The sequence below is a fragment of the Asticcacaulis sp. AC466 genome (assembly GCF_000495815.1).
Classification (GTDB): Bacteria; Pseudomonadota; Alphaproteobacteria; order Caulobacterales; family Caulobacteraceae; genus Asticcacaulis.
This window is the reverse complement of sequence record NZ_AWGE01000007.1, coordinates 204,841-231,752: the sequence shown is the minus strand read 5'-3', so window position 1 is coordinate 231,752 and position 26,912 is coordinate 204,841. Positions and strand designations below refer to the sequence as shown.

Annotated in this window: 24 protein-coding genes; 17 read left to right on the top strand and 7 right to left on the bottom strand. The window is 57.1% G+C overall.

Annotated elements, in window-relative coordinates; all coding sequences use genetic code 11:
- Positions 1-56 precede the first annotated feature (56 nt).
- On the top strand, positions 57-782 hold the full coding sequence (locus AEAC466_RS45010; RefSeq protein ID WP_235074232.1) for a hypothetical protein: 726 nt from the start codon (positions 57-59) through the stop codon (positions 780-782).
- Between the two features lie 184 nt (positions 783-966).
- Here AEAC466_RS45010 and AEAC466_RS31580 read toward each other — a convergent pair whose 3' ends face one another.
- Positions 967-1,794 carry a uracil-DNA glycosylase gene (locus AEAC466_RS31580; RefSeq protein ID WP_031238540.1) on the bottom strand — a complete coding sequence of 276 codons (828 nt, stop codon included), beginning with the start codon at positions 1,792-1,794 and terminating at the stop codon, positions 967-969.
- 100 nt (positions 1,795-1,894) lie between these two features.
- Here AEAC466_RS31580 and AEAC466_RS31575 point away from each other — a divergent pair, with 100 nt between their 5' ends.
- The 3 genes from AEAC466_RS31575 to AEAC466_RS31565 all read left to right on the top strand — a co-directional run bounded on the left by AEAC466_RS31575 (position 1,895) and on the right by AEAC466_RS31565 (position 6,396).
- On the top strand, positions 1,895-3,577 hold the full coding sequence (locus AEAC466_RS31575; protein WP_023457807.1) for an electron transfer flavoprotein-ubiquinone oxidoreductase: 1,683 nt from the start codon (positions 1,895-1,897) through the stop codon (positions 3,575-3,577).
- A gap of 99 nt (positions 3,578-3,676) precedes the next feature.
- Positions 3,677-5,503, top strand: a complete 1,827-nt coding sequence (locus AEAC466_RS31570; protein ID WP_235074230.1) for a tetratricopeptide repeat protein — start codon at positions 3,677-3,679, stop codon at positions 5,501-5,503.
- Entirely contained in the window at positions 5,500-6,396 is an 897-nt protein-coding gene (locus AEAC466_RS31565; RefSeq protein ID WP_023457805.1) for a 4-(cytidine 5'-diphospho)-2-C-methyl-D-erythritol kinase, read from the top strand. Before AEAC466_RS31570 ends, AEAC466_RS31565 begins: the two co-directional genes overlap by 4 nt.
- Here the strand turns inward: AEAC466_RS31565 and AEAC466_RS31560 are convergent.
- Both AEAC466_RS31560 and AEAC466_RS31555 read right to left on the bottom strand, forming a co-directional pair.
- Positions 6,334-6,801, bottom strand: coding sequence for a DUF6157 family protein (locus AEAC466_RS31560; RefSeq protein ID WP_023457804.1), 468 nt, complete (start codon positions 6,799-6,801; stop codon positions 6,334-6,336). The genes AEAC466_RS31565 and AEAC466_RS31560 overlap by 63 nt on opposite strands.
- Positions 6,802-6,873: 72 nt before the next feature.
- Entirely contained in the window at positions 6,874-8,193 is a 1,320-nt protein-coding gene (locus AEAC466_RS31555; protein ID WP_023457803.1) for an AmpG family muropeptide MFS transporter, read from the bottom strand.
- Between the two features lie 127 nt (positions 8,194-8,320).
- On the opposite strand from AEAC466_RS31555, the gene AEAC466_RS31550 reads away from it, so the two are divergent.
- The 6 genes from AEAC466_RS31550 to AEAC466_RS43705 all read left to right on the top strand — a co-directional run bounded on the left by AEAC466_RS31550 (position 8,321) and on the right by AEAC466_RS43705 (position 16,279).
- Positions 8,321-9,205 (top strand): glycine--tRNA ligase subunit alpha, encoded by an 885-nt coding sequence (locus AEAC466_RS31550; RefSeq protein ID WP_031238537.1) that lies wholly within the window; start codon positions 8,321-8,323, stop codon positions 9,203-9,205.
- Positions 9,205-11,481 (top strand): glycine--tRNA ligase subunit beta, encoded by a 2,277-nt coding sequence (gene glyS, locus AEAC466_RS31545; RefSeq protein ID WP_023457801.1) that lies wholly within the window; start codon positions 9,205-9,207, stop codon positions 11,479-11,481. The genes AEAC466_RS31550 and glyS overlap by 1 nt, the downstream gene beginning before the upstream one ends.
- Before the next feature lie 95 nt (positions 11,482-11,576).
- On the top strand, positions 11,577-14,243 hold the full coding sequence (gene ppdK, locus AEAC466_RS31540; RefSeq protein WP_023457800.1) for a pyruvate, phosphate dikinase: 2,667 nt from the start codon (positions 11,577-11,579) through the stop codon (positions 14,241-14,243).
- Positions 14,244-14,392: 149 nt separating this feature from the next.
- The gene (locus AEAC466_RS43710; protein WP_023457799.1) at positions 14,393-15,301 is read left to right on the top strand and encodes an OmpA family protein; all 909 of its coding nucleotides are present in this window, start codon (positions 14,393-14,395) and stop codon (positions 15,299-15,301) included.
- Between the two features lie 10 nt (positions 15,302-15,311).
- Positions 15,312-15,443: a hypothetical protein gene (locus AEAC466_RS45110; RefSeq protein WP_255346293.1), complete on the top strand. Its 132-nt coding sequence runs from the start codon at positions 15,312-15,314 to the stop codon at positions 15,441-15,443.
- Positions 15,444-15,553: 110 nt separating this feature from the next.
- Positions 15,554-16,279, top strand: a complete 726-nt coding sequence (locus AEAC466_RS43705) for a hypothetical protein (RefSeq protein ID WP_155913565.1) — start codon at positions 15,554-15,556, stop codon at positions 16,277-16,279.
- 3 nt (positions 16,280-16,282) lie between these two features.
- Here AEAC466_RS43705 and AEAC466_RS31530 read toward each other — a convergent pair whose 3' ends face one another.
- Both AEAC466_RS31530 and AEAC466_RS31525 read right to left on the bottom strand, forming a co-directional pair.
- Positions 16,283-17,221 (bottom strand): NUDIX hydrolase, encoded by a 939-nt coding sequence (locus AEAC466_RS31530; RefSeq protein ID WP_023457796.1) that lies wholly within the window; start codon positions 17,219-17,221, stop codon positions 16,283-16,285.
- The gene (locus AEAC466_RS31525; protein WP_031238535.1) at positions 17,218-17,781 is read right to left on the bottom strand and encodes an HD family hydrolase; all 564 of its coding nucleotides are present in this window, start codon (positions 17,779-17,781) and stop codon (positions 17,218-17,220) included. The genes AEAC466_RS31530 and AEAC466_RS31525 overlap by 4 nt, the downstream gene beginning before the upstream one ends.
- A gap of 193 nt (positions 17,782-17,974) precedes the next feature.
- On the opposite strand from AEAC466_RS31525, the gene AEAC466_RS31520 reads away from it, so the two are divergent.
- Complete coding sequence (locus tag AEAC466_RS31520) at positions 17,975-18,790, top strand: universal stress protein (protein ID WP_023457794.1); 816 nt, start codon at positions 17,975-17,977, stop codon at positions 18,788-18,790.
- Positions 18,791-18,803: 13 nt separating this feature from the next.
- On the opposite strand, the gene AEAC466_RS31515 is transcribed toward AEAC466_RS31520, so the two are convergent.
- A complete protein-coding gene (locus AEAC466_RS31515; RefSeq protein ID WP_023457793.1) occupies positions 18,804-20,351 on the bottom strand; it encodes a tetratricopeptide repeat protein in 1,548 nt (515 codons plus the stop codon).
- On the bottom strand, positions 20,341-22,206 hold the full coding sequence (locus AEAC466_RS31510) for a tetratricopeptide repeat protein (RefSeq protein WP_023457792.1): 1,866 nt from the start codon (positions 22,204-22,206) through the stop codon (positions 20,341-20,343). The genes AEAC466_RS31515 and AEAC466_RS31510 overlap by 11 nt, the downstream gene beginning before the upstream one ends.
- A gap of 208 nt (positions 22,207-22,414) precedes the next feature.
- Between AEAC466_RS31510 and flbT the strand changes: the two genes are divergently transcribed.
- From flbT to AEAC466_RS31480, 6 genes are all read left to right on the top strand, one after another.
- On the top strand, positions 22,415-22,810 hold the full coding sequence (flbT, locus tag AEAC466_RS31505; protein WP_023457791.1) for a flagellar biosynthesis repressor FlbT: 396 nt from the start codon (positions 22,415-22,417) through the stop codon (positions 22,808-22,810).
- A complete protein-coding gene (gene flaF, locus AEAC466_RS31500; RefSeq protein WP_023457790.1) occupies positions 22,800-23,195 on the top strand; it encodes a flagellar biosynthesis regulator FlaF in 396 nt (131 codons plus the stop codon). The genes flbT and flaF overlap by 11 nt, the downstream gene beginning before the upstream one ends.
- Before the next feature lie 311 nt (positions 23,196-23,506).
- Entirely contained in the window at positions 23,507-24,337 is an 831-nt protein-coding gene (locus AEAC466_RS31495) for a flagellin (RefSeq protein ID WP_023457789.1), read from the top strand.
- Between the two features lie 299 nt (positions 24,338-24,636).
- Positions 24,637-25,461 carry a flagellin gene (locus AEAC466_RS31490; RefSeq protein ID WP_023457788.1) on the top strand — a complete coding sequence of 275 codons (825 nt, stop codon included), beginning with the start codon at positions 24,637-24,639 and terminating at the stop codon, positions 25,459-25,461.
- 94 nt (positions 25,462-25,555) lie between these two features.
- Complete coding sequence (locus AEAC466_RS31485; protein WP_023457787.1) at positions 25,556-25,903, top strand: flagellar protein FlaG; 348 nt, start codon at positions 25,556-25,558, stop codon at positions 25,901-25,903.
- A gap of 143 nt (positions 25,904-26,046) precedes the next feature.
- Positions 26,047-26,877 (top strand): flagellin, encoded by an 831-nt coding sequence (locus tag AEAC466_RS31480; protein ID WP_031238532.1) that lies wholly within the window; start codon positions 26,047-26,049, stop codon positions 26,875-26,877.
- The last annotated feature ends 35 nt before the right edge of the window (positions 26,878-26,912 follow it).

Genomic DNA, 26,912 nt, shown 5'->3' with positions numbered 1-26,912 from the left:
GGGCAGTCGATTTGAGGACAGGCGCTGTTGGATTGGCTTTGGCGTTGGCAACCTTGATGACAGGCTTTTCGTCAGCTTTTTCAGATGACTTGCCTGCATTTTTCTTTCTGGACGGCGCAGCGTCGGCGACTTCTGTCGATTTACCTTTGGTCTTTTTGCCGGAGCCCGTCGCTAACTCCGTCTTTTTGCCCTTTTTTGTCGGCGGCGCTTCGGTCGCCTCGTCCGAGATTTTCTTTTTCGTCTTTGACGATTTCGCTTCTGCCAGCTCGGCTTTTTTGCCGGTTTTTATCGGTGCATTCTCGCCATCGCCCTTCTTACCCTTGTGGGAGGAGGCGGTGTCGGCTGTATCCGTTTTTTTGCTTTTCCTGCTGCGGCCCGCTTCAGCGGTGTCCTTCGCCTTGGACTTTTTAGCTACCGGTGCATCGTCGTTGTCATCGGCCTTTGCCGTCTCTTTTGACTTGGCGGATTTGCTCGCCTTGGAGGACTTAACGTCGGTCGCTTCGCTCTTTTTACTTTTGGTGGATTTTACCTCGTCGTCCGTATCCGTTGTCTTGCCACTTTTTTTGCCAGCGTGCGTCTCCGCGGCCTTCTTCACCGGAGCCTTATTAGTGGCGGCTTTCTTTTTGGCGCTGGTATGGGCCGATGCCGGTTCCAGGGCCGCATTTGCTGGTGTTGACACCATGAGCGCAAATGCCAGCGCTGTCAGACTAAGCAGGGTACGGGTTGACGTCAAAACGGCTTCCTTGGTTACAAAGACGGACGCGACAAGGCCGGAAGTCTAGGGCGCCTGGGTCGCTTGATTGCCGTCAAGACAGTTAGCGAGACTAATCAAAGATTAATTTTCTGGCAAGGCTTAACCCCTTGCCGCCTTACACCCATACACTGACCGGCGGCCTGAAATATGGCAAGCCCGCGTGCCTTTTTGGGGTATAACAAAGTTTTGATGCGTGAGTTTGGTTCGCGATTTCAAAGTCCGGATTTTACGACCAAGGTCAGTAAATCCTTCCAGAACAATCCCTTGGCATGCGGTTGGCGTAGCAGAAAGTTCGGGGGGTAGCTGGTCATGACCGGTATCTTCGGTGTGTCGCCATGACTGAGAATTTGGCCGCGCAGCTTGGCCAGGCTCTGATCCATGTTGAGGACGCAAGACACGGCGGAGGCCCCCAAAAGCAAAATCGCCTTGGGCGCGGACAGCCGTATCAAGGCCTGAACGAAGGGCGCGTTCAGGCTAACGTCCTCGGCGGTCAGGGGCCTGCCGCCCGCCGGGCGCCAGAATACGCAGCCACTCAAGAGGCTTTTTTCGAACACGCCCGCCGCTTTGAGTGCCTTGTCCATCATGTCACCGGCCTTGCCCGCAAAGGCAGTGCCGGCCGCATCTTCTTCGGCATCGGGGCATTCGCCGATAACCAAAAGCTCCGGTGTCGGGTTTCCGCGAACCTTCACTATGCCCTTACCGCCTTCATGGCGCAGAGGCATGTGTTGAAACGCGTCGAGTTCGGCGTAGAGCTCGTCCAGCGTACGCGCTGCGCCGGCGCGTTGACGCGCTTCTTGCAGCATTGTCCCAAGCTCAATATGGGCAAGGCTTTGCGGTCTGAGCTGGCTGACATTGTGTCCCGCCTGCACAGGTGTAACGGGAATTTGCGCGGGTGCCGCAACGGCACGCTTAAATGCGTGTTTATTTTCCGACAGAGTCCGATTAATAGGCTCTGCTTCATAGGCGTCTTCCAGATCATGATCGATCAGAAAGCCAAGATAGCTTTCGATTTCCAATCTAAGATCATCTGAAGGGATCACGGGCAGGGGCCTGAAACGGAACGGGTCCGTCTCTCATAGAGGGAGCGGGGGCAAAGTTCAAAAACAAAATGGACGTCAAGTTCATGCAAGGAGTGTGTAGATGGCCGATAGCCAGGATGCGGTAATCGAACGTGAAGCCATGGAATACGATGTCGTTATCGTTGGCGGCGGCCCGGCTGGTTTGTCGGCGGCGATCCGGCTGAAGCAGCAAGCACAGGCCGCCGGCCGCGAGGTCAGCGTCGCCCTGCTCGAAAAAGGCTCGGAAATCGGCGCGCATATTCTGTCCGGCGCCGTGATCGATCCATCTGGCCTTGCCGCGCTGTTTCCGGATTGGAAGGCCATGGGGGCGCCGCTGGAAACACCCGTGACGGAAGACAAGTTCATTTATCTCGGGCCACAAGGCGCCATGGATATCTCCGTCCTGCCGAAACCCGGCTATATGAGCAATCACGGCTGCTATATCGCCAGCCTGGGCAATCTGTGCCGCTGGCTGTCCGAGCAGGCCGAGGCGCTGGGCGTCGAAATCTATCCCGGCATGGCGTGTTCAGAAGTGCTGTACGATGACGACAATGCCGTTGTCGGCGTGGTGGCCGGTGTTTTCGGCATTGCGCGCGACGGGCACCACAAGCCCGATTATCAGCCTGGCCTGGAGTTGCGTGCCCGATATACCCTGTTCGCCGAGGGCGCGCGGGGCTCTCTGTCGCAATTGGTCATCCGTAAATATGAACTCGACGCGAAAAGCGACGTTCAGAAATATGGCATAGGCCTGAAGGAATTGTGGAAGATCAAGCCGGAAAAATTCAAGCCAGGCTTTGTTCAGCATACCCTAGGCTGGCCATTGGACGACAAGACGGGCGGCGGGTCTTTCCTGTATCATTTCGGCGATCACTATGTGTCGGTTGGCTTCGTGGTTCACCTGAACTACGAAAATCCCTACCTGTCGCCCTATGACGAGTTCCAGCGCTTCAAGCAGCATCCGCAGGTGCGCGACATGCTGGAAGGCGGCGAGCGCGTGTCCTACGGTGCGCGGGTCATCAACGAGGGCGGATACCAGTCCGTGCCGCGCCTAGTCTTCCCTGGCGGCGCCCTGATCGGCTGTTCGGCGGGATTCGTCAACGTGCCGCGCATCAAGGGCAGCCACAATGCCATGAAGACCGCGGTTCTGGCCGCCGACGCCGTGGTGAAGGCTCTGGGCCAGGCCGATGCGCCGCGCGTGCTGGAGGGTTATCAGTCGGCCTATGAGCATTCTGACGTCGCCAAGGAATTGAAGCTCGTGCGCAACGTCAAGCCGATTCTGACGCGGTTCGGCACCAATCTGGGCACATTGATCAGTGGTGTTGAGATGATGCTGACCAATATGTTGGGGGGCGTGTCCATTTTCGGTACGATGCACCACAAAAAGAGCGATGCGCATTCGCTCAAGCCGGCCGCCCAGTTCAAGCCCATCGCCTATCCCAAGCCCGACGGTGTAATTTCGTTCGATAAGTTGTCTTCGGTGTTCATCTCGTCCACCAATCATGAGGAAGACCAGCCGGTTCACCTTAAGTTGAAAGACCCGCATATTCCCATCGATATCAACCTGCCGAAATACGCCGAACCGGCGCAGCGCTATTGTCCGGCCGGCGTGTACGAGATTGTCGGACAGGACGTGGGCAAACCGCGTTTGCAGATCAATGCTCAGAATTGCGTGCACTGCAAGACGTGCGACATCAAGGACCCGACCAACAACATTGTCTGGGTTACCCCCGAAGGCGGCGGCGGACCGAACTATCCGAACATGTAGGTTTCAACCTGCGGATAGTGACATAAACCTTTATGTTACGCATTTTAGCCCTATATGTTTGTTATAGGGATTAAGATGTTTCTTCGAGCAGGTCGTAACGTGAAAAAGAGTTTGGTGCTGAATTCAGGTCTGAGCCTCCTGGCCTTGACTGTGTCGCTGGCGATGGCTGGGCCGGTGTGGGCCAAGGCAAAAATGGCGCCGGTCGCTGCTCAGCCGCGCGTTATCTATGCCGACGTCACGCAGGAATTGCATCCCTATCCGTCGCCCTATGCTCGATATCTGGTGGGGCGAGTCGCCATGGCCAGCGGCGATTTCCGCACGGCCGCTCAGGCGATGAGCGATGCGACAATGGCGGACCCGACCGATGCCGATTTGCGCGAAAAAGCGTTTTTGATCAGTTTGTTGGGCGGAGAGATTGATCGTTCGGCTGAAATGGCGAAAACGATGAAACCCGCCAGTGACACCAGCGAGATGATGATCGATCTCCTCGGTGTCGTAACGGCGGTGAAGGCTGACAAGAATGCAGATGCCCTGAAGCACGTCGATGCGTTGTTGAAACTCAAGCCCGGCGACCGCAATGGCGTGTTGCTGCGTCCATATATTCTCGCGTTGAATGGCAAATGGAAAGACGCACTTGACGGCTCCAAGGATGCCGCACTGGAAAGCAACGATCGCGACCGTTTGGTGTCTTATCTCGTCAAATCCAATCGGGCGCGACTCAATGAAATCCGGGGCAAGGCTGCGGACGCGGAAGCGCTCTATGTCTCCCTGTATCAGCCTGGCGCCGCCAGCTTTATCTTTGGCCCCGACTATGCCGGCTTTCTGGAACGTCAGGGACGTAAGGACGAGGCAAAGGCGATCTGGCAAAATATTGCCAGCCAGACTAATGACGTGGTGGCGATAAAGGCGTTGAAGCGAATCGATTCGGCCGACTATAAGGCGCCGCCCTTGCCAGGCCTTAAGGAAGGCATTTCCAACGCGCTCTTTGTGTCCGCGACTCTTTCCGCCAGCGAACACGACAACGAATTCGCCCTGGCCAACCTGAACCTGTCACGCTATCTGGACAACGGGTCGGACCGCGAAAGTATCTTCCTGGGCCAACTCCAGCAGGAGCTAAAGGATAACGACGCCGCGGAAGCCGTCTGGGCCAGTGTGCCGGTGACGTCTCCCTTCTATACTGAAGCCACATTGCGCCGTGTGTGGGTCATGCGCGGTGACGACAAGCTGGATCAGGCTCTGGCGCTGGTCGACCAAGCCCTGGCTCTTGATCCGGACAATTTGAGCCTGATCATCGAAAAGACTGGCATTCTGCATAGCCAGGAAAAGGACGCCGATGCCTTGGCCCTGATGGACGCGCGCATACAGCGTGCAGGCGACAAGGATTTTGGCTGGCAGGCCTGGTACATGCAGGCCATTATTTATGACAGTCTCAACCGGTGGACCGACGCGGAGGGCGCCATCAAAAAGGCGCAGGCTATAAATGGCAAACAGCCTGAGGTTCTCAACTTCCTCGGCTATGGCTGGATCAGCCGTGGAATCAATATCCAGGCCGGCATGGACCTGATCCGCGAGGCGATCAAGGTCAACCCGAAATCCGGTGCCGTCATCGATTCGCTGGGCTGGGGATATTACAAGTTGGGCGAATACGAACAGGCACTGAATTTTGTCGAGCAGGCCGTGCAAATGGAGCCAGCCGATCCTGAAATCAATGAACATCTGGGCGATGTGTACAAGGCCCTGGGCCGCAATGCCGAGGCGGGATATGAGTGGCAGCGCGTGCTGACTTTGAAAACCACCGACCGGCAGGCGGCGGCCGTGCGCAAGAAGATCGATGAGAACGTAGCGTCTCAGAAGGTCGCGACAGGCAAACCCACGCCCGTGGCGACCAAAACGGCGCTCAACGACGACCACAAGCCAAAGCCGTGAAACTAGGTACTGCCTCGACCTTTGCGCCTGCCAAGGTCAATCTTTATCTGCATGTCGCGGCTCCGGATGCGCGCGGGTATCACCCATTGCAGAGTTTGGTGGTGTTCGCCGATTTCGGCGACGAAGTTGCGCTTTTGGACGCCGATTCAATGGGTTCTGGTGACCCGTTTAAAGTAGCTCTTAAAATGGACGGTCCGTTCGGCGCAGGCCTCGACGCGGGCGAAGACAATCTGGTCATGAAGGCGGTGCGGCGGTTCGAAGCGGCGCGTGGCGTTGCGGTTGATCGTGCCATACGCCTGACAAAAAACCTGCCCATCGCATCCGGAATTGGTGGCGGCAGCGCGGACGCAGGGGCCGTGCTGCGGCTTTTACGGGACGCCTACGCACCCGACATGAGCGATGTGGACCTGGCGGCCATTGCGGGCGGGATTGGTGCTGATGGCGTCATGTGCCTGTGGAACCGGTCGTCCTTTGCCGAAGGATACGGCGAGTTGCTGACGCCGGTCGATGTGCCCTCGGTGCCGGCTGTGCTGATTAATCCCCTTGTGGAATGTTCGACGGCGCGCGTCTACAGCGGGTATGATGCGCTAGGCGCGTTCGGTGAGATCGATGCCATGCGTGGTTTTGGCAACCTATCAACCATTGATCATCTTGTCACCGCTCTGTCGCGGACGCGCAACGATCTGCAACGCCCCGCGATTCAATTGCAGCCCGTTATTGCCGACGTTTTGACGGTCCTGGAAGCGCAGCCGCAAACCCTGTTCGCCCGCATGTCAGGGTCGGGGGCGACTTGTTTCGCCCTATGTCGAACGGGCGACGATGCGGAGGCTTTAGGCGTGGCTCTGCGGGGCGTGTACCCGGCGGCCTGGGTGCGTCCGTGCCAACTGGGTTGACGCGTCCGGTCGCTTGCTGCGCATGGCCATTTCCACCCTATTTTCCGGATCATTGAGCAGTTTTTGATAGGCTTTTGAATCAACGGGATAAATGGCGATTTTGCCCGAACCGTTATAATGTGCGCCAAAGCCGTGCGTCTTGGTCAATGGTGACGCCCGCATGCAGGGATGCCCCTTTGAGAAAAAGGCGGCCTGATGATGGTCGCGGTCTTGGTCAGGAATGGCGTTGCGGCGACACCATATCTCGAAATTAAAGGCATCGAGGTCGTATTCGTAAGGGTGTTCGCTCAACAGATCATAGTGCATACGGGCCACGCTGGGCTTGCCGTCCTTAACCTTCGGAATCAAGCCCATGACGGCTTGGCTGTCATCGGCAATGCGGACGAAGGTGTTGGTGATTTTCATGGGACACCCCGCAATACTTTGTCTTTATGGACAAGGGTTTAGCCGGTGACCGCATAAAAAGGCTATACGAATTCACCCGGCCGGTGGGGCTGAGAATACGCCCTTTTTGCCGAGAATCCAGCACAGGATAAGACACGGAACCCCGATCGCCGCTGTCGCCAGGAAGAAGGCCGAATAGGCGTTGAAAAGTCCCAGATGCGGTGTCAATGCGTCTACCGCCAGGCCGGTGAACCCTTTCAGGAATTTGCCGGTCAGGGCCGCGACCGAATACATTAGCGCATAGTGGGTCAAGGTATGGTCGCGTCCGGTCATTCGGGTCATAAAAGCGACCAGTGCCGTTTCCGCTATACCGTTGGAAAAATTGTCGGCCAGCAGGGTAAAGGCAAATACCCGCAGATCGCCATGCGCGACCGACATCCATGAAAAACAGAGATTTGAAACCGGGCCGATCAGAGCGCCGAGGATGAATGTGCGTTTCAGCCCGAAAATCAGCAGGCAGCCGCCACCGGCCGCGATACCGATCAGCGACGCCCAAAGCCCTATGCCTGCCCGCATGGCGGCTATCGCGTCGGGGTCCAGGCCTGTATCGACATACATGGTGCCGGCCAGGTTGGTCAGGTAGTCGGGTAGACGATAGAGGGCCAGAATCAGCAAGATCAATCCGGCTGTATTTTTATGCTCTCGAAAAAAACTGACGAACGGATCGACGATCAATTCGCGGAACGACCGGACATCATGGCTTTTCTGTTCCGCCTCGGTGCGTTGGGCCAGTAGAGCCGCGACCAGGCCGATGCCGAGGAGGCAGGCGATCACGGTATAGGACAGAGGCCAGCCGATGCGCTTGGACAGTACCAGGATCAGCGAGTCGGTCACCAATATGCCGGCGCGGAAGCCATAGGCGTACAGGCTGGGGTTCAGCGCCTGCTCAGCGTCGTTTCGTGTCTGTTCGACGCGCCACGCATCCACGGCGATTTCCTGGGAGGCGGCGCTGAAGGCGACAAACACGGCCGCCACCAGAAAGGCGATGAGGTGGTGCGGGCCGATGACCGCCATGGCCACGAGGCCCGTCGCTATGCCTGCCTGGCTAAGCACCATGTAGCTGCGTCGCTGGCCCAGCCAGCCGTACAGGACCGGAATGTGCACCTTGTCCATCCAGGGTGCCCAGGCGAACTTGAAACCGTAGAGCAGGCTGACCCATCCCGTAAAGGTGATCAAAGTTAGGGAGATGTGCTCAGACCTTAACCAGAAACTTAGCGTGCCGCCAACCAACAGAAAGGGCAGGGCGCAGGAAAAACCCAAGGCCAGCAGCAGCCATGACGAAGGCTGTCGCAAGGCCTTCATCAGCGCATTCAGACGCGTTTTCAGCGTCGGTTTGGTATCTGCTGCCATCATTTGCGACAGGAAGTCAGATTCTTCCCCTTTCGGACAGTTTTTCTTTTTAAATCCGGGGTCTTTTGGCTTGCGGCCAACGGGGGGCCACTCTATGTTCGCGCCAAATTTCCGCTATTTGCAGATGGTCATGTCTTCTGAACCGCTGTCCTTCCAGGACCTAATTCTTACTCTTCACAGCTACTGGTCCGAACAGGGCTGCGCGATTCTCCAGCCTTACGATGTCGAAGTCGGCGCCGGTACGCTGCATCCGGCGACTGTTCTGCGCGCGCTTGGCAAGAAACCGTGGAAGGCTGCCTATGTTCAGCCGTCGCGCCGGCCGGTCGACGGGCGCTATGGTGAAAACCCGAACCGTCTCCAGCACTATTATCAGTATCAGGTCATCCTGAAGCCCAACCCGGAAAACCTTCAGGCACTTTATCTTGGCTCGCTGAAAGCGATCGGTCTTGATCCGCAACTTCACGATATCCGCTTCGTCGAAGACGACTGGGAGAATCCGACGGTCGGCGCATGGGGACTGGGCTGGGAAGTGTGGTGCGACGGCATGGAGGTGACGCAGTACACCTACTTCCAGGGGGTTGGCGGCATCGAAGTGGACGTGGTGTCGGGCGAGCTGACCTATGGTCTGGAACGCTTGGCAATGTATGTCCAGAACGTCGATAACGTCTATGACCTGAAATTCAACAAGGCCGGGGTCAAATATGGCGACGTGTTCAAGGAGCAGGAGCGCCAGTTTTCCGCCTTCAATTTCGAAGCGTCGGACGTGGCAACGCTCAAGCGTCAGTTCGAAGACATGGAAATTCAGGTAAAGCGCATTCTGGCGACGCCGAATTCCCTGGGCTATCCACTGGTACTGCCGGCCTATGATCATGTGCTCAAGGCGTCACACCTTTTCAATTTGATGGATGCGCGCGGCGCCATCGCCGTTGCCGAACGTCAATCCTATATCGGCCGTATTCGCGACCTCTGTAAGGCCTGCGCCACCGAGTGGGCGCGCCAGGAGGAGGCACGCTAATGGCTCAACTGTTGATCGAACTATTCTCCGAAGAAATTCCTGCCCGAATGCAATTGGGGGCAGCGCGTGATTTCGAACGCCTGTTCGGCGCGAAATTGACCGCGGCTGGCCTCAGCTTTGATACGATCAAGGCCTATGTCGGTCCGCGTCGTCTGGCGCTTCATGTTGAAGGTTTGCCGACACAAACCGCCGCTGTCACCGACGAGGTCAAGGGGCCTAAGGAAAGCGCACCGCCTCAAGCGATGGAAGGCTTTCTGCGTAAGGTCGGCCTGACGCAGGACAAGCTGACGCTCGAAAACGGCGTGTGGATGGCGCGCATTGAAAAGCCGGGCGTGAAAACGGCCGATGTCCTGGGCGAGATGCTGCGTGATGTTATTCTCGCCTTCCCATGGCCCAAGTCCATGCGGTCCGGCACATCGACCTTCCGCTGGGTGCGTCCCTTGAAGCGTATCCTGTTCCTGTTCGACGGTCAGGTCATTCCGTTCGAGTTGGAAGGCCTTCGCGCCGCCAACCTGACCGAAGGTCATCGCTTCCTCGGTTCCGGACAAGCCCTGCCGGTGACGGATTTCGACAGCTACAAGCAGGCTTTAATCGACAACTCAGTCATTCTCGACCATGCTGACCGTCAGACGATCATTCTGGAGACGGCGCGCGCTGTCTGTGCCGAAGCCGGCTGCGAACTGATCGAGGATCAGGGGCTGCTGGAAGAGGTCGCGGGCCTCAACGAATTCCCCGTGCCGCTGCTCGGCGACATGGACCCGCAGTTTTTGACCCTCCCGCCCGAAGTCATCAAGACGTCGATGCGCACGCACCAGAAATATTTCGCCGTCCGTGATGCGGACGGCAAGATGGCGGCGAAGTTCGTCATCACCGCGAATATGCAGGCCAGCGATGGTGGCGCCGAAATCAAGCGCGGCAACGCCAAGGTGTTGTCGGCGCGCCTGTCGGACGGTGTCTTCTTCTGGAAAGAAGACAATCGCGCTGGCAATTTCGATCAGTGGTTGACGAAGTTGAAGGGCGTGACCTTCCACGCCAAGCTCGGCACCATGGCGCAGCGCGTTGGCCGTATCGAGGCCCTGGCCCGCGATATAGCGCCGTTGGTGGGTGCCAATGCGGATACTGCCGCCGAAGCGGCTCGCCTGGCTAAGGCCGACCTAGCCTCTCATATGGTGGGTGAATTTCCGGAGCTTCAAGGCGTCATGGGCGGGTATTACGCGGATGCCGCGATGCTCGATCCGGCAATCGCCGATGCGATCCGCCAGCATTACAAGCCCCAAGGACCGTCTGACTCCTTGCCGGACGGCGCGGTCAGTGCCGCCGTTGCCTTGGCGGACAAGCTGGACACCCTGATCGGATTTTTCGCCATTGACGAAAAGCCGACGGGATCGAAGGACCCGTTCGCCCTGCGCCGGTCGGCCCTTGGTATCCTGCGTATTCTGCGCCACTACAATGTCCGCGTTAGCCTGTCTGATCTGGCGGCCAACTGGTATCGTACCTTGCTGATCTATGCGGGTGAGGGCCGGTCAGTGTACGTCGATACCGAAAACTGGCGCGGTTCGGCCGGGCCACGCTGGGCCGAAGGTCACACCGAGGTGTATAAGACCTATCTCGAGGAGTTTTCGCAAGGCCTGCTGGAAAGCCCGGTTTGGGTTCGTCCGACCGAGCGCGACTATGATCTCGATCTGATGTACGAACATGTCCCCAATGTGCCGGAAGTGACGGACGCCGTTCTGGCGTTCCGCAGCTTTGCCCAGGTCGGCGCTGAGTTCGAGGACTTCATGGCCGATCGCCTGCGCGTCCAGCTTAAGGACGACGGTGTCCGTTTCGACGTCATCGAAGCCGTTTTCGCCTTGAAAGACGGGGACGTCGTGCGCCTGACCCGGAAGATCGAGGCGTTGGAAACCGTTTTGAAGACGCCGAAGGGCGACGATTTGCTGGCCGCCCATAAGCGTGCGGCGAATATCCTGGCTGCCGAAGCCAAGAAGGGTGCATTGCCAAAGGCTGAACCGCACGTCTTGCCGGGGGCGCCGGATGTCGAAATGGCCCTGATCAAGCAGATCAACTTGACACGCCGTTCGGTTGAAGCTGCCTTGGATCAGGAAAAATATATTGACGCTTTGCAGGAAATTGCTGCAATGCGGCATGGCGTGGATGCGTTTCTTGAAGGCGTTCTGGTCAATGCGGACGATGCGGCTATCCGCAGCAACCGTTTGGCCATACTGAGAGCTGTGTGTGATTTGTCGGGCGAGATTGCTGATCTCAGTAAAATAGCCTGATCGTTTGTTTATTATAATACGGGAAAACAATGAGTTTCCCGAGACATCTCGCGTAAAATTAAAAATAAATGCTTTAAAATGAAAAGGGAAAGTTCATGTCGAAGCACTGGGTATACGCCTTCCAGGCCGGAAAGGCCGATGGCAACGCCTCAATGAAGGCACTTCTGGGCGGCAAGGGGGCCAATCTGGCCGAAATGTCTGCTCTCAATCTACCGGTTCCGGCAGGTTTCACCATCACCACGGAAGCCTGCGTCCACTATTTCAAAAATGACTCCTCCCTGCCGGACGGTCTGGTGGAAGAAGTCGAGCGCGCCCTGGCCGAGTTGGAACAATCGACGGGCAAGGGATTTGGTCTGGTGTCCAATCCGTTGCTGGTGTCTGTCCGCTCTGGCGCCCGCGCGTCGATGCCGGGCATGATGGACACGGTTCTCAACCTTGGTCTCAATGACGAGACGGTCGAAGGCCTGGCGACCCTGACCGGGGATCGCCGTTTTGCCCTCGATTGCTACCGTCGTTTCATCACCATGTATTCGAATGTGGTCTTAGGCGTCAGCCATCATAGCTTCGAAGACATTCTGGACGATCATAAGGATCGCCTGGGCGTCAGTGTCGACACCGATATCGCCGCCAAGGATTGGGAACGGATCATCAAGGACTATAAGGACATGGTCCGCTCCGAACTGGGGCATGATTTCCCGCAAGAGCCGAAGGATCAGCTCTGGGGCGCCGTGAAGGCGGTCTTCGGGTCGTGGATGAACGACCGCGCCAAGTTTTATCGCAAGATGCACGACATCCCCGAAGACTGGGGGACCGCCGTCAATATCCAGTCGATGGTGTTCGGCAATATGGGCGAAACCTCCGCGACGGGCGTTGCCTTTACTCGCAACCCGTCCACAGGCGACGGAGAGCTTTACGGCGAATTCCTGCTGAATGCCCAGGGTGAAGATGTGGTCGCCGGCATTCGCACGCCCCAGGCCCTGACCAAAAAGGCCCGTGAAGATATGGGCGAGCGCGCCTTGTCGATGGAAGAATCCCTTCCGGAAGTCTTCAATCAGTTCAAGACGACGGTCGATACGCTGGAGAACCACTATCGCGATGTTCAGGATGTGGAATTCACGGTCGAGCAGGGTAAGCTGTACATGCTTCAGACCCGCAATGCCAAGCGCACCTCCAAGGCGGCGCTGAAAATCGCCGTCGATATGGCGCGAGAAGGCCTGATCACGCCTCAGGAAGCGCTGATGCGCATCGATGCCTCCGCTCTCGATCAGCTCCTGCACCCCATGCTTGATCCGAAGGCAGAAAAGGTCGTCATTGCGCGCGGCTTGCCGGCATCTCCGGGCGCTGCATCGGGCAAGATCGTCTTCACCGCCGATGACGCCGTGCGCTTTGCGGCGTCCGGTGAAGATGTCATTCTGGTGCGTGACGAGACATCGCCGGAAGACATTCACGGTATGCATGCCGCCAAGGCCATTGTCACGGCGCGCGGCGGCATGACCAGCCACGCGGCCGTCGTGGCCCGCGGCATGGGGCGTCCGTGCGTTTCGGGCGCTGGTGAAATGAGCATCTACACCGAGCGGGGCGAGTTCGTATCGCGCGGCCAGACGTTCCGCCACGGGGAGATCATCACACTTGATGGCTCGACGGGTGAGATCATGAAGGGTGCGATCCGGATGATCGAACCCGATTTCTCGGAAGACTTCCATCAAATCATGCGCTGGGCGGACGAGTTCAAGACACTCGATATCCGCGCCAATGCTGAAACGCCTGCCGACGCTAAAACGGCGGTCGGGTTCGGCGCCCAGGGTATCGGTCTGTGCCGTACGGAGCATATGTTCTTCGACGATGAGCGGATTTCGGCCGTGCGGGAAATGATCCTGGCCGATGACGAAGCCGGCCGCCGCAAGGCGTTGGCTAAGATCCAGCCGATGCAAAAGTCGGATTTCGCCGAGTTATTGCAGATCATGGACGGGCTGCCCGTCACCATTCGGCTGCTTGATCCGCCGCTGCATGAATTCCTGCCCCATACGGCGGAGGACGTCAAAGCGGTGGCCGAGATGTCGGGTGTCGGTGAAGAAAAGCTGTATAAGCGGACCAAGGAACTTAGCGAAACCAACCCCATGCTGGGTTGGCGCGGTTGCCGCCTGGGCGTGACCTTCCCGGAAATCTACGAGAGCCAATTGACCGCCATTTTCGAAGCGGCAGTTGAGGTGGCGGTGGCCGGCGGTAATCCGCAGCCTGAAATCATGCACCCGCTTGTCGCGACGCGTGAAGAAATGGCGTTTCTCGCGGCCATGACGCACAGGATCGCCAAGGAGGTCTTTGCGGCCAAGGGCCGTGAGGTCGCCTACAAGGTTGGCACCATGATCGAACTTCCGCGCGCGGCTCTTCTGGCCGACCGGTTGGCTGAGACGGCGGAGTTCTTCTCTTTCGGCACCAACGACCTGACGCAGACGACCTTTGGTATCAGCCGCGACGATTCAGGACGCTTCCTCAACCCCTATATCGAAAAGGGTATTTTCGATAAGGACCCGTTCGTCAGCTTGGATCAGGATGGCGTTGGCGCCTTGATCAAGATCGCGGTCGAAAAGGGAAGGGCGCAACGTCCGGACATCAAGTTGGGCTTGTGCGGCGAGCACGGCGGGGATCCGGCCTCAATCGCCTTCTGCCATGGCGTTGGTCTGGCCTATGTCTCCTGTTCGCCCTACCGTGTTCCGGTTGCGCGTTTGGCGGCAGCACAAGCGGCGATTGCATCTAGCGAATAATTTCGCTGTTTTTGTCGTTACATTGAAAGCACAGTCGCGAGGGGGCAATTTATTTGTCCCCTCGCAGTTGTTTTGGCTGGTTGTCTATTGTTCGCGCACGCGATAAAAAGGTTAACGCTGTTTGACCGAATTGATGTGTGGGGGTATCGATGTCAGCCAAGGCCGTATGGGTCGCAGGTCTTTCCGGGTTCGCCGCATTGGCTGCGGTCGGCCTGTATCAGGTATTGCCGACAATCGAAAGCGAGCTTCAGGCCAGCGTCGATCGTGCTCTTACGGTGCAGGGATTGAAGGACGTCGATGCGACGGTGTCCGGCCAGACCGTCACCCTGACGGTCGCCAGTGATAGTGTTGAGGCTCAGGCGCAACTGGAAAAAGCCAGGAAAACGCTCGCCAACGCTACGAACCCTGGCGAACCGGTCCTTCCCGGCGGTGCGTTTATTAACAGCCCGATCAGCGATATTCGTGTGATAGCGTCTCCTGCGCCCCAGCCGCAACTGGCGGCCGTCAGCTATTCCGCCTATCCTCAAGTATCTTCCTCCTCCGTAGCGGTGGCGCCGCTGGAAAAGCCGCATTCCCTTGAGGTGATCCATGGTGATCGCGCCACCTCCATCGCTTCGGCGGGCACTATGGCTGAAGATGGTCCACGTGTAGCCGGTGATTCCGCCCTTGAGGCCAGTACTTCGGCCGCCCGGTCCTGCGATCAGGATCTGGTCGAAGCCGTCGGCAACCGTCAGATCATCTACAAACCCGGAACCTATGACCTGACCGCCGAAAGCCAGCGTCTTATCGACGATGTCTACCACGTCGTAGCGACGTGCCCGACCCAGGTGCGGATTACGGTGTCGGGCTATACCGATAATGTCGGCGACGGCATGGTCAACCAGACCATTTCACAAGCCCGGGCGCAATCGGCCGCTGACGCGCTGGTGCAACGGGGGCTGTCGGTGGAACGGGTGAAGGTGCGCGGGTTTGGCGGCGCCTTGCCGGTCGCTGATAATGCCACGCCGGAAGGCCGTGCTAGAAATCGCCGCGTCGTTTTCACTGTGAATGCAGGTTAGGGGAGATCATATGCTGCATCTGATCATCGAATTGCGTTTGTGGCTTGCCGCCGCCGCCGGTCTAGGGTTGGTGACTGGGTTTGTCGCCAAACGCGTGATGAGACCAAAGAAGGTAAGGCGCGTCATGTTCCGATCGATGTGATCAGGGGCTGAGGTTGTTTGTTATTTCGGTGCATGTTTCGCTTTGAAGGATGCACCAAACGCTTGATTAGGCCGAACTTTGTTTCGGAACGGATTGCTTTAGGGGAAGCCATGACGATCCTGATTTTGAAATCCCTGGCGCTTATGTTGGGTGCGTTTCTGGTGTCGGCCTGGGTGGGCTGGACTTTGGCGCGCCGGGCGAAAAGCGACCGTAGCGCCTTCGAACGGCCACGCGCCGTATTCGACGATGCGCCGGTTGCCGCCGCAGCGGCGGTCTCGAAAGTCAGCGACGACACGCCTGCGGAAAAGCCTGTCGCGCAGCCTGTGTCTTATCTGGACGCCGCCGCGGAGGCCTTCACATCGGGTGTTGTCGTGCCGTTCAAGCCAGAACCGAAGCCAGAGACTAAGAGTTTGGAGGCGGGTAAGGCACCTTATGCTCCGCCGCAACCGGCGCCGCGTCTCGATATGGTTGCCGCTTCGGCCACCCCTGGCAATGTGCTCATTCGGCGTGAAGATCTGAGCCTGCAACGACGTGCCTCCAGCCTTGCCACCATGACACCAGACAGCATCGCAGCCGCGGTTCAGCAGGCTGGTACGGGCCTTGAACCCATTCGCCTGGGTGTACCGCAAAGTCCGCCCGATGACCTGACGGTGATATCCGGTATTGATGCCGCCAAGCAGCGTGAACTGAATGGTCTCGGTATCTTTTACTATTGGCAGGTCGCTGGTTGGTCGCCGGAAAATGTCGCCTGGATCTCTACGCGTATCCTGTCGCCGGACCGTGCGGTGCGGGAAAACTGGATGTCGCAGGCGGCTCGTCTTGCCAAGATGCTGTAAGCCTCAGGCGCGCGGCAGGCTGAGTCCCAGCGACGGGGAAAAATGAAACTGGTCGCGATTGTAGCTATACAGTTCCGCCGGACGCCCACCGGTGTCTTCGCGCATTATACCCAAGGGCGTGACAAACCCCGTGCGGTCGAGGGCGCGGCGGAAATTCTGCTTGTGCAGACGCAGGCCCGAAAGGGCTTCCAGGGATTTCTGCAATTCCAGCAGCGTGAATTGTTCCGGCATCAATTCGAAAATCACCGGGCGGTATTTGAGCTTGCCGCGTAAGCGCGACAAACCGGTTGCCAATATGCGGCGGTGATCTGAGGCCATGGGCTCGCCGCTTGACGGCGCCGGCGGTCCGCCGTCCCGCGTGCGCTGGGCTTCGCCGGTCAGGCCTACGCTGTAAAGCAGTTCGTAGCGGTCGAGCACCCGTTCCTCGTTCCAGTTATCGAAGTCGTCGGGGAAGATGGTTTCGACGCGACGCAGACGCAAGGCATGTTCTGTAGCGGAGGCAGCCGTATCGCACCAGTCGCGCAGAGCCGGGCGTAGCACTTCCAGGTCCGGATTGTTGTCGCCGCGCCGCCAGTCTTCCCAGGGAAAGAAACGGTTGAACGGCACCCAGGCGGCATCGAAGCGTGCCTGAACGGCCTGAGGCGTCAGCGCCAGATAGCCAACGGAGACGACGCGATCGCCATCGGGCGCACTGGCGGCTATACCTTGGCGGCCATCATCGCCGAAGCTGTAGAGTTGTTCGACATAACCAATATCAAAGCCCGTCTGTTCGCGCACGAAGGCGCGCAGGGCCAGGTCGAACGTGCGGTGATTTTCCGGAATGAACGGGCCGGACGGCAGAGCAAAGGCGGCTTCGCCCCTGGGCAGGTTCAGGCACAGGACAAGCGCTTCGTTGTCCTTTACCGTGACCACCACTGCCGACAATTCAATGGCAAGGCTCATGGTGTCAGCAGGGCGGTCAGAGCGTTGAAACGCGAAATGAAGGCCTGGCACGCCTCCCGGTCCGACATCGGGGTGAGGATCAGTTCGTAGCCGGCCGGCGGTTCACCAAAATATTGCCGCGCTTCGGCATCTCTGAACCCGACCAACTGCGTCGCTTCGAAGAAGGCGCAGGCATGATCGGCTTGTTTTATCAATGTCTTTATGTAGGGCGGTATTTTTCCGGGCAGGCCGAAGCGGATGAAGATTGCCTGCTCCAACTGATCTTCGAACCGCCGGTAATCGAAACCCAGCGCCGCCTTGAACGGAGAAATCATGTCGCCGATCACATATTCCGGCGCATCATGCAGTAAGGCCATGAGGCGGTGGGTTGGGGTGATGCGCGGTTCGATATGGGCGCAAATCTCTTCGACAATAAGGCAATGCTGCGCGACGCTAAACCCGTAATCCCCCGTCGTCTGGCCATTCCAACGGGCCACGCGTGACAAGCCCAGGGCGATGTCGTCGATTTCGATGTCTACGGCGTGCGGATTCAGCAGATCGAGGCGGCGGCCGGACAGCATGCGTTGCCAGGCGCGGGGGGCGCTGTCGGGGCGGGATTTCGCAGGTTTGACGGCGGGTCTGTAGATGGCGGGCATGGCGTGTTTTAGCGCTTGCCGTGCAATTTGTCACATCGGGTTTTTATGTTGAAGGGTATATATCGGATGGGCGGACGCGATACGCGCACCGTTCAATGAGACAGACAAGGAGGCGATCATGAAATCTGAGGCATGGTCCAGAATCAGTATTCCGGTCAGTGGTACGGTAAGCGAAATCCTTGCCCTGGACCTGGCAGGGCAAATCGCCGCGGCATTTAGCGCGCAACTCAACGTCCTGTTTACACCACCTGACCCCGCGGAACTGGCGCCCTGGCTGGGTGAGGGATTCATGGGGACGGTTCAGATGTCGACCATGGAAAGCCTGAAGCAGGCGGCCGACGAGTCTGAATTGACAGCCCGTTCGCAGTTTGGTGCCGTTCCGTATCCAGAGAAGACATTCACGGCACTGGAATCGCCGGTATGGCAGGACCTCGCCCTGGAGACACGTTTATCCGACCTTATGGTGTTTTCGGATACCAGTGCCAAGGGGCAAGGAATGCTGTCCGAAGCCTTCCAGCAGGTTATGATGGAAGAGCGGGCAGGAGTCTTTATCGCCCGCCGCGCCTTCAATATCGGCGGCACAGCCATTGTGGCATGGGACGGCAAGGAACCTTCGTCTCGCGCTGCGCGGCGCGCGGTGCCGCTGTTAAAAAAGGCCGCGAAGGTAGTCGTGGTCGGGGCGCCGACAGGCGACGCGCCTGCGGACCTAGGCCGCCTGGCCGCCTATTATGCCGGCCACGGGCTTACCGTAGAGGTAGAAACCTTGGCCAAGGGCGATGTCGTGGCCTTGCTGACCGAGGCGACGGAGCGTCACCAGGCCGATTACATGGTGGCGGGGGCTTTCGGGCGATCACGGGTACGCGAATTCGTCTTTGGCGGGACAACGCGGGCCCTGCTGCAAAATACCCAGATCAATCTCTATATGGCGCACTGACCGGCATTTGAGGTCAATTCAACGGTTTTGACGCCTCTTTGCGACCATCAAATTGATCAAGCAGGGCGGTGCGGATGGCCTGGAACGCCGGACGCCAATCTGAAAGCGAGGGCGGCGAAAATATGCGTACGCTCGGATACCAGGGATGGTAGGTCTGGCCCAGTTGCAGCCAGCCGCCATATTGGATCATCCACACGGGCACCCCGCACGCGGCGGCAATATTGCTGGTCGCGTTTGATGGCGCGATGATGAGGTCCATGGCCTGACACAAGGCGGCGAGATCGTCGAGGTCGTCTTTCAGGTCAATACCTGCCGGCGTATGCAGGGTAAGCCCTTCCTCGGCCGCCCGGGCTATTTCTTCCCGGCAATCGCCATATTGCAGGCTGAAGAAATCGAATTGGTCGAGCGACAAAATCTCGCGCCAGTCGTCGAACGGTGAGAAGTAGCGATCTCTTTCAGCGCTGAATTTCAGGCTTTTCCACAAGATGCCGATTTTGGGCTTGGCGCTCAATTTGGACATTTGCCCACGCCAATGCATGACGCGCGCCGGGTCGGGCTTTAGGTAGGCGTTCTGCACAGGAAACTCATCCAACTGGCCGCGATATGTCGCCAGGAAGTCACCCATAAGGGCCCAGCCGTCGGTTTGCGTCATTCCCATATCGGGATAGCTACGTTGCAAAATGCCATCTACCGATTGCGTTCTGTGAGCCACTACGCTGGCCGTAGGAAAGCTACGTTGAAAAAGAGGGACAAGCCGCGGTTCGACGCCTAGGGTCACGCTGCCGTGCGGTCCTATATCTCGAATAACCTCAGGCAGGGCGGAGGCAAAAAGGATTTCATCGCCAAGGCCTTGCTCCCCAGAAATCAATAGATTGCGCCCTGCAAGCGGTTGATCTTCCCTCCAGCGGCGCGACCAGATGTGATAGTGTACCTGCTTTGGCGTACCGTACTGTTCCCGGGCCTCATAGGCTTTCCAGCCGTCCGTGAGATTTCCGATCGATAAGAGGGTTTGGGCGTATGCGATCTGGGCCGAAGCGTGATTTCCGGGGTCATCGAAGGCGTTGGCGCAGGCGGTAAAGTCTTCCAGAGCCGACGATGTGTCGCCCTTGTCCATAAATGCACAGCCTCTATTGAAGCGGGCGTGCAAGTTATCCGGCTCCAGTCGTAACGCTTCATTGAAAAAGGTGAGGGCGTTGTCCGTGTCCTTACGCGCCAACATTACGCTACCCAGCCCCTCCCATAAGGGGGATTGATCTGGCATCTGGTTCAATACGGTCTTGAGCACATCCACGGCTTCGTCGAACTTCGACTGCTCGCGCAGCGAAGCTGCATAACTGGATATGATCAGGGTTTGATGCAGACCGCTGGTGATAAGATGAGCATATAGCTTTTCCGCCATATCCCAAAATTCCAGGCGAAAGGCGAGTGAAGCCAGGCGCAAGGCGATATCCAGGGAATCGGGCGCCAGTTGCAGCGCCTCTTCATAGGCCGCGAGCGCAGCCGGCAGATTCATATTGGCTTCTGCCTCTGCGGCCTTGGCGACCAGTTTATCAGGACTCATGAATAAATGTCTCAATCAGGGCGGCTTTGACGCGGCCCATGACCGGGCTCCAGTCGATAAGGGACTCAGAGAAGAACACCCGGGTTGACGGATACCAGGGCATGTAATCCGTACCCAGGCTGGTCCACGAATTCTCGGGTGTAATCATCCATACCGTGGCACCAGCAGCGCCGGCGATATTGCTCGTGGCATTGGCTGGGCCCAGGAGGCAATCCAGCGCCACGCATAGGGCGGACAATTCGTCGAGATCGTTTTTAAGATCGATGCCTGGTGGGGTCCAGATATTGACGCCATTGGCCGCCGCCCAAACCAACTCTTCCGAGGTGTCGCCATATTGCAGGTTGATGATCTGGACGCCGTCCAGCCGCAGGATATCCTCCCACTGTTGGAACGGCGAATAATATCGGTCCCGGCGGGAATGCCTGATCAGGGATTTCCACAGAATGCCGATTTTAGGCTTGTCGTTCAATTCGGCGAGGACCGACTTCCAGTAGGCGATACGGGCTGGATCGGGTTTGAAGAAGGCATAGGGGGACGGGAAATCAGCGACGGTTTTGCGATAGCGGCTGAGGAAATCACCCATAATGGCCCAGCAATCATAGGCCTCCCAATCGGTAATGTCCGGGAAGAGGCGAACCGGCAGGTTCTGATGCTTCGTCGTGTGGTGGCGGACAATTTTGGCGGTGGGGAAACCTTTTTCAAACAACGGGACGAGGCGGGGTTCAACCCCGATCGTCAGGTGTCCGTCTGGCCCGATTTCGCGCAGAAGATCGTCCATCACATTGGCGAACAGAATTTCATCACCCAGGCCCTGTTCGGCGGAGACGAACACGCGCTTGCCTGCCAAAGGCATGTCGGGCGTCCAGTGGGGCTTAGGTATCAGGTAGTTGATTTTTTCTGAGGTTTCGTCCTTGCCGCGCGACTCATACCATTTCCAGCCTTCCTCAAGCTGCCCCATAACGAGGTAGCAAAAGGCGATGCTCAGGCGACAGGTATGGACGTGCATCGGGTCGAGGAACAGGGGGAGGGCGGTTTTGAGATCCGCCAGCGCCTCTTCGGTACGCCCCAATACCCCTTTTGCATTGCCAAGATTGTAACGGGCATGAACGTGAATCGGGTCGTGGCGAAGAGCCTCTTCATAGAAGATGATCGAATTGGCCATGTCGCCTTGAGCGTTGACCACAGTGCCCAGGGCATTCCACAACTGGGCGTCTGTCGGGTTTTCGCCGATGGCGTTGCGTAACAGGTCTATGGCGTCGTCCAGGCGGTTCAGCTCTCGCAGAGAACTGGCCATGTTGTTAATGGCTTCGACGTGGCCAGGGTTTTTGTCGAGGAAAAACTGGAAGAATTTCTCGGAAAGCTCATAAAGCCCCATCTTATAGGCCAGGCGCCCCAGGTCATTGGCAATGATCGGGTTTTCCGGCTGGATACGCAGCGCGGTTTCATAGCAGGTGATGGCCCCGGCGAAGTCGTTACATTTATCGCGCGACACCGCTAGAATATGCCAGGCTTCCCCGCTTTTTTCGTCGACATGGAGCGCCTTGAGCGCTGTGTCGCCGCCGCCTGCCCAGTCGCCCGATTTGAATTGCTCAAGCGCCTGGCGAAGCAGTTTCAGCGTGTCCGTGCGTTTTATGTGTTCAGTGGCGTCGAGCAGATTTCTTAGCGCTTCGCTGGACCCGGCGTCACCGAGGATTTGAGCCGCCGGATTGTAATTTTGGGCGGGGACAAAGACTGCGGTCTGCGAAGCGGGTGCCTTGATCGCCAGAGCGTGGGGCACGCTATCGGCCGACGTCACCGCGATGGGGCCACGCGGCGTCCCGCCCGGTTTTTTCGGCTGTCTCAGCTTAAGCGACATGTACTAGCTCCAAGGGCACTGACGTGGCATTGTGTAAATAGAGATTCGCTTAAAAACTCCCTAAAGCGCTAAGGGAGTGGCGGGCGGTCCGACGCTTTCGGGAGCGTCAAAACCCCGGTGCCTATACTACAGAAACCTGCTGTTAACTCGAGATGCGCTATAGACCCTTCACGGGTTTGTGCGTTCCTGCAGACCCGAAGGAAGAACAATGCCGTTAAAACTGTCTTTGAAGCCTGGTGAGAAGTTTGTGCTCAATGGCGCTGTCGTTCAAAATGGCGACCGCCGCTGTTCATTGGTTCTGCAAAACAAGGCTTCGGTGCTGCGTGAAAAAGATATCATGCAGGAAGAAGAGGTATCTTCTCCGGCGCGCCATGTCTATTTCCCCGTCATGATGATGTATCTCGACGAAAGCGGCGCCGATAAATACTACGATGAATTCCTGCGTCGGATGTCGGAGTTCATGGGGGTCATTTCTAATCCCGCCATTTTGGCCGAGTGCGTAAGCGTTTCGAAAAGCCTGATGGCGCGCGAATACTACAAGGCGCTGATGAGTTGCCGCAGGCTTATTGAATACGAAGACGAAAGATTGGGAAATGTCGCTTAAGGCGTATCAGACGATTGCTCAGCGTGCCGAAAACCCGCGTCAAACAGAATATCGCCTGTTCGGACAGGTGACGCGGGCACTCATGGAAGCAGAAAAGCTCGAGCGTAGCCAGATTCGTGAACGGATGGATGCCCTCGATTGGAATCGGCGTCTCTGGTCGATGTTGGGGGCCGACTGCGCCTTGTCCACAAATGGATTGCCGGAACAGGTGCGCGCAAATATCATTTCCCTTTCGATCTGGGTAAGTAAGCACTCTTCGTTGGTTATGCGTAATCAGGAAGAGATAGGACCGCTGATAGATGTAAACCGCATAATCATGCAGGGCCTGGTGCCCCAGGGGGATGCCGAAGGGACCGGAGAAGCAGTTCGCCAGTCCTACGGGTGATCGCACGGAGGCTATAAGGTCAAGACCCGGTATCGGAAGATGCCGGGTTTTTTATTGCTCGCGCCATAAACATGGTGAACGGGCGGTTAAAATTGCCGCTCGGCGGGAAGTCGCGGAACCTTTTGCCGGGCGCGCGAAGACTGCGGATCGATTCTTGCTGCGGCAATTGTAAAATGTATAATAAAATCAATTATATATATTATTTCCGGAAGGTCCTTGGCGTGGCATCGGCATTGCTTTGTCACACTCAGCTAAAATAGCTGTGCGGCAAAAGCCGTTTTCTCCCCCGACCAGAATGGAAAGGAAATCCGATGTTGAACGCTTCGGTGAACACCAATGTTGGCGCAATGATTGCGCTGCAGAACCTTAACATGACCAGTTCGAGCTTGCAGGCGACTCAAAACCGGATCAGCACCGGTTTGAAGGTGGCCACGGCAAAAGATGATGGTGCCACTTTCGCGATCGCTCAAAGCCAGCGTTCCACCGTGTCATCATTGAATGCTGTAAAGGACTCTCTCAACAGGGCGACCTCATCGATTGATGTCGCCATGTCGGCGGGGACCAGCATCTCGGATATGCTCACCCAAATGAAGGAGAAAGCGCTCGCGGCTTCGGACACCTCCCTGGACACCACCAGCAGGACCGCGTTGAATACGGACTTCAAAGCCTTGCGTGACCAACTCACCAAGACAATGCAGAATGCCAGCTTCAACGGTATCAACCTGCTGAACGGTTCCATTCCGGGTCTGGAAGCCCTGGCCAATGCCGACGGTACGTCTCGTCTGACCATCTCGTCCCAGAACCTAAGCCTGGGTGGTGGGGTCATTACACTAGGGACAACCTCCGGCTTTGCGACGGCGACTTCGGCCAATGCCCTTTTGACCACGATCGATACGTCCATCAACAACGTATCGGCCGCCTTGGCCAAATTGGGTACGTCGTCGAAGTCTGTTGCGGCCCACTCCGAGTTCATTGGGAAGTTACAGGACTCGATCACGGCAGGTATCGGCAACCTCGTGGATGCTGATCTGGCTAAGGAAAGTGCCAAGCTTCAGGCGTTGCAAACAAAGCAACAACTGGGGATTCAATCGCTGTCCATCGCCAATCAGTCGCCGCAGCAGGTACTCAGCCTGTTCAAGTAACACCTTAGCCGGGATGGATTCGTCGTCCATCCCGGCTCCCCTTCCTTTGTCCCTGGCGGGATATTGGGAGCGAAGGGGCGTGGGTAAAAACTGCCTCTATCGGCAAAAATTGCCGCAACTGGGCAAAAAATACCCGGCAGTAATAGGGTTAATGTAAGTATAATATCAAATTATTCAATTTCTTAGTTGAATTTCTTAGCCTTCGATTTTTTGGCCTTCTTCTTGCAGTCTTCAACTCAGGCAAAATGCCGCCGGTCGACAAAATGTCACCGGAATCCCTAGAATAAAGGATGTCTAAGATGTCAAGCGTCAATACGAACTTCGGGGCCATGATTGCCCTGCAGAACCTGAATGTTACCCAAAACGATCTGCAAACAACGCAGCAACGCATTTCGACCGGCCTTAAGGTCGGCAGTGCCAAGGACGATGGCGCAACTTTCGCTATCGCCCAAAGTCAACGCGCTACTGTCTCTTCGCTGAATGCCGTTAAGGACTCGCTGTCCCGTACGTCTTCAGTCATCGACGTTGCGTCTTCTGCCGGCACGTCCATTTCGGACATGCTGAGCCAGCTGAAGGATAAGGCTCTGGCCGCTTCCGACACCTCGCTGGATACCACGAGCCGCAACGCTCTGAAGAATGACTTCAATTCGATCCGCGACCAAATCACCAAGACTATCGCCAACTCTTCCTTCAACGGTATCAACCTGTTGAACGGTAGCAAGACGGCGATCACGGCCCTGGCTAATGCTGATGGCTCAGGCAAGCTTACTGTTGCTGCGCAAAACCTGTCACTCGGCGGGTCAATTGTTACGCTCGGCACGGCTTCCTCGTTCTCGACAGCCACGTCGGCCAGCACTCTCCTGACCACTATCGACACGTCTATCAACAACGTGTCGGCAGCTCTGGCGAAACTTGGTACGTCTTCGAAGGCTGTGGATAACCATTCCACCTTTGTTGGCAAGTTGCAGGATTCGATCACTGCCGGTATCGGCAACCTGGTCGATGCTGACCTGGCTAAGGAAAGCGCCAAACTGCAAGCGTTGCAAACCAAGCAACAGCTCGGCATTCAGGCTCTGTCCATCGCGAACCAATCGTCCTCGACGGTTCTGAGCTTGTTCCGCTAATCCGGATGGAGGGCGGACTTCGCGTCCGTCCTCCACTCTTTTCTAAATTCCTATTTATCGGAGGGCGTTTCGGTGCTTCGGCGGCGGACGTGACATGGAGATGATAAATAACGTTTTAAGCTTTCCGAATATCAACCCCGACTTATCCCAGATAAAGCCCGTTCCAGATGTGCCAAAGGAAGTCGCGGGGAGCAGTGCGTCAAGTCAGTCCAAAAACGATACCGGGGCGGATCTGACCAAAGGGCAGGGGAATGACCAATCGACCCCGGCCTACCAATTGCGTCTGACGGTCGAAAAGGATCCCAAGACCGGGGAGTGGGTCTACAAAGCTATAGATCGCAATACGGGTGAGGTGGTTCGTGAAATGCCGCGGAATGAGCTTGTGGCCTTGCGAAAGTCGTCGAGCTACACAGCCGGTTCGGTCATTAAAACAGAGGTTTAACCGCAAGGGTTAATGTCTGAATTCGTTATTATCCACCGTGCATTCATGAATGCGCGGTAAAAGTCGTTTGCGTCCATTAACCTTTTGCTTACCATATTTGTTAAGACTTTGCTGAGTCGGCAATTTATAGAAGGTATATGGCCATGACGGTGAGTGTTCATACGAACTCATCCGCGATGATAGCGCTACAGAATTTAAACGCGACCAACAAGGGGTTGGAGGACGCTCAGCAAAAGATAAGTACTGGATTGGCCGTGTCTTCCGCGAAGGACAATGCCTCCGTCTACGCTATTGCACAAGGGCAGCGCGCTGACCTGGGTGGTTTGAAAGCGGTGACCGACAGTCTCAACCGAGCTTCGTCCATTGCCGACGTGTCGCTGGCAGCTGGCGAGTCGGTGTCGGACCTGCTCAATCAGTTGCGTGAAAAAGTCGTTGGCGCCATGGATACGTCCATCGATACGACGTCTCGGATGGCTCTATCCAGCGACTATAAGGCTATTCTCGGCCAGATTTCGCACGTCGTTGAAAATGCGACTTTCAACGGCTCAAACATCATCAACGGTTCACTGCCGAACGCAATTCAATTTATTGCAAACGCAGACGCCAACTCGGTGATCACGCTTAGCGTTCGTACGATTTCGCTCGGCGGCCCTATTATTACTCTGTCCGCTAACTCGACCTTGACGACGGCGACGGGCGCCGGTTTGCTTTTGGCCCAACTTGATAGCTCTATCAATAACCTCAACGCCAATCTGGGGGCGCTTGGGTCACAGGCCAAGCAAATTCAAGGTCATCTGAGCTTTGTTTCGAAACTTCAAGACTCGATTACCGGCGGCATTGGCAATCTGGTCGACGCCGACATGGCAAAGGAAAGCTCACGTCTCCAGGCCTTGCAGGTTCAGCAGCAACTCGGGACGCAAGCCTTGTCTATCGCCAACCAGTCACCGCAGCAGATTTTGTCCCTATTCAAGTAAGGGGCGGAACCTAGTGGGAAGGCGGGCTCCGGCCC